General features: G+C 71.4%; 2 protein-coding genes. One reads left to right on the plus strand and one right to left on the minus strand.

Annotation, left to right across the window (positions count from 1 at the left end; all coding sequences use genetic code 11):
- A partial coding sequence (locus tag ACTIR_RS0104955) for a 4'-phosphopantetheinyl transferase family protein (RefSeq protein WP_026453449.1) occupies positions 1-636 on the minus strand: 636 nt, incomplete at its 3' end.
- A 201-nt stretch (positions 637-837) separates the two neighbouring features.
- Here ACTIR_RS0104955 and ACTIR_RS0104960 point away from each other — a divergent pair.
- The gene (locus ACTIR_RS0104960) at positions 838-2,007 is read left to right on the plus strand and encodes an acyl-CoA dehydrogenase family protein (RefSeq protein WP_026453450.1); all 1,170 of its coding nucleotides are present in this window, start codon (positions 838-840) and stop codon (positions 2,005-2,007) included.
- The last annotated feature ends 56 nt before the right edge of the window (positions 2,008-2,063 follow it).

Raw genomic sequence — 2,063 nt, forward strand, 5'->3', positions numbered from 1 at the left:
CACGGCCGCGCGGTACCCGGGGCCGGGGTCGAGGTCGGCCAGGCGGACCGCCTCCGCCGAGACCGCGTCGTCGGCCGAGGCGAGCAGCCGCGGGGGTTCGTCCGGGCCGGAGATCGTCAGGGCGCGCAGCGGGATCCGCAGTCCGCGCCGGGTGGCCTTCATGACCGCCTCCTTGCGGGTCCAGAACCGGAAGAAGGCCTCCGCGCCGGCCCGTCCGGAGCAACCGTCGAGGCCGGCGAGTTCGGTCTCGTTGAGCACGTAGGCGCGCAGCGAGTCGTCCACGTCCCGCCCGGCGGCCTCCACGTCGAGGCCCACGGCCGTGCCGTCGGTGGCGGCCACACCGACCCGGTCCCCGGAATGTGAGATCGACAACTCCAGCGTCGACCCGGGGATCCGGACCGGCCCGTGCGGGCGTCCGCAGTCGGCGCAGCGTGCGTCGAACCGGATCTCGTGCGCGCGGCCACCCAGCCGCGCGGCCGCCACCGTCTTGGCCAGCACCCGGCCGGTGAGGAACCGGGAGCGGTCCTCGGCCCGGCGGTAGGCCCCGTACCGCGCGTGCTCGTCCGAGTCCAGCACACCCAGCGCGGCGTCGGTCGCGGTCATCGGTGTCGTCCACCACACCGCGCACTCGGTCATCTCGCCTCTCCGCCTCGCGCCGCCCACCGGGTGTCCCCGGCAGACATGTCCCCGGCCCCCACGTCCCGCCACGCACCGTGGCGGACGATCTCGAACCTACGTCGAGGGCGGGACTCCCGCCAAGCCCGGTGATGCGCTACCTTGCTGGCTAAGCGACCGCTTAGTCGCCAATCATCGAGGTCATCGAGGGAGTCTGCGGCGATGGATTTCAGCCTGAGCGTGGAGGAACGGGAGATCCGGGACTGGGTCCGGACGTTCGTGCAGAAGGAGCTCGTCCCGCTCGAACAGGAGGTGCTCCGCAGGGAACGGGCCCACCAGCCGGGGCTGACCGACGACGAGCTGCGGGAGCTGCAGCTCAAGGCGAAGGAATCCGGGTTCTGGGGGGTGCAGACCCCGGAGGAGTACGGCGGGATGGGCCTGTCCGCCACCATGACCGCACTGCTGGAGGCAGAGCTCGGCCGCACGTACGTGCCGTTCCGCTTCGGCGGTGCGGCCGACAACATCCTGTTCCACGCGAACGAGGAGCAGAAGCAGCGGTATCTCCTGCCCACCATCGAGGGCACCCGCACGTCCTGCTTCGCGATCACCGAGCCGGGTGCGGGCTCGGACGCGAAGGCGATCCGCACGACGGCCCGCAAGGACGGCTCCGACTGGATCATCAACGGGGAGAAGACGTTCATCACCGGCGGCAACGAGGCGGACTTCACCATGGTGTTCGCCATCACCGACCCGGAGAAGGGCGCGAACGGGGGTGTCACCTGCTTCCTCGTCGACCGCGACATGGGCTGGCGCTCGGAGTACATCGACACGATGGGCGAGTGGGGGCCCGCGTCCCTGATCTTCGACGACGTGCGGGTGCCGGAGAGCCAGATCCTCGGTGAGCTGGGCCAGGGCTTCACCCTGGCGATGCAGTGGATCGGCCGCGGCCGCTACCTGCTGCCCGCGCGGGCGATCGGGTCGTGCGAGCGGCTGGTGTCGATGGCGATCGAGCACGCCAACACCCGCGAGACGTTCGGCGCGCCGATCGCCGACCGGCAGGCCATCCAGTGGATGATCGCCGACTCCGGCGTGGAGATCGAGGCGCTGCGCTGGCTGGTGCTGCACGCCGCGTGGCAGGTGGACCAGGGCATGGACTCCCGGCACGCGCAGTCGATGGCCAAACTCTTCGGTGGGCAGAAGGCCAACGAGATCGTCGACCGGGTGCTGCAGATTCACGGGGGGATGGGCTACACCCGGGAGCTCCCGGTGGAGCGCTGGTACCGCGAGCTGCGGCTGCTGCGGATCTATGAGGGCACCGACGAGATCCAACGGCGGACGATCGCGCGCAACCTGCTGAAGGGACACGCCAAGGTCGGCGGTGCCCTGGGCTGATCGACCTCGGCCGGACCGGCACCGGGTCGGCCGGCGCCCCGGCGGGCGGCGCGGCG

This window comes from Saccharomonospora iraqiensis subsp. iraqiensis, from assembly GCF_000430445.1.
Lineage (GTDB): Bacteria > Actinomycetota > Actinomycetes > Mycobacteriales > Pseudonocardiaceae > Saccharomonospora > Saccharomonospora iraqiensis.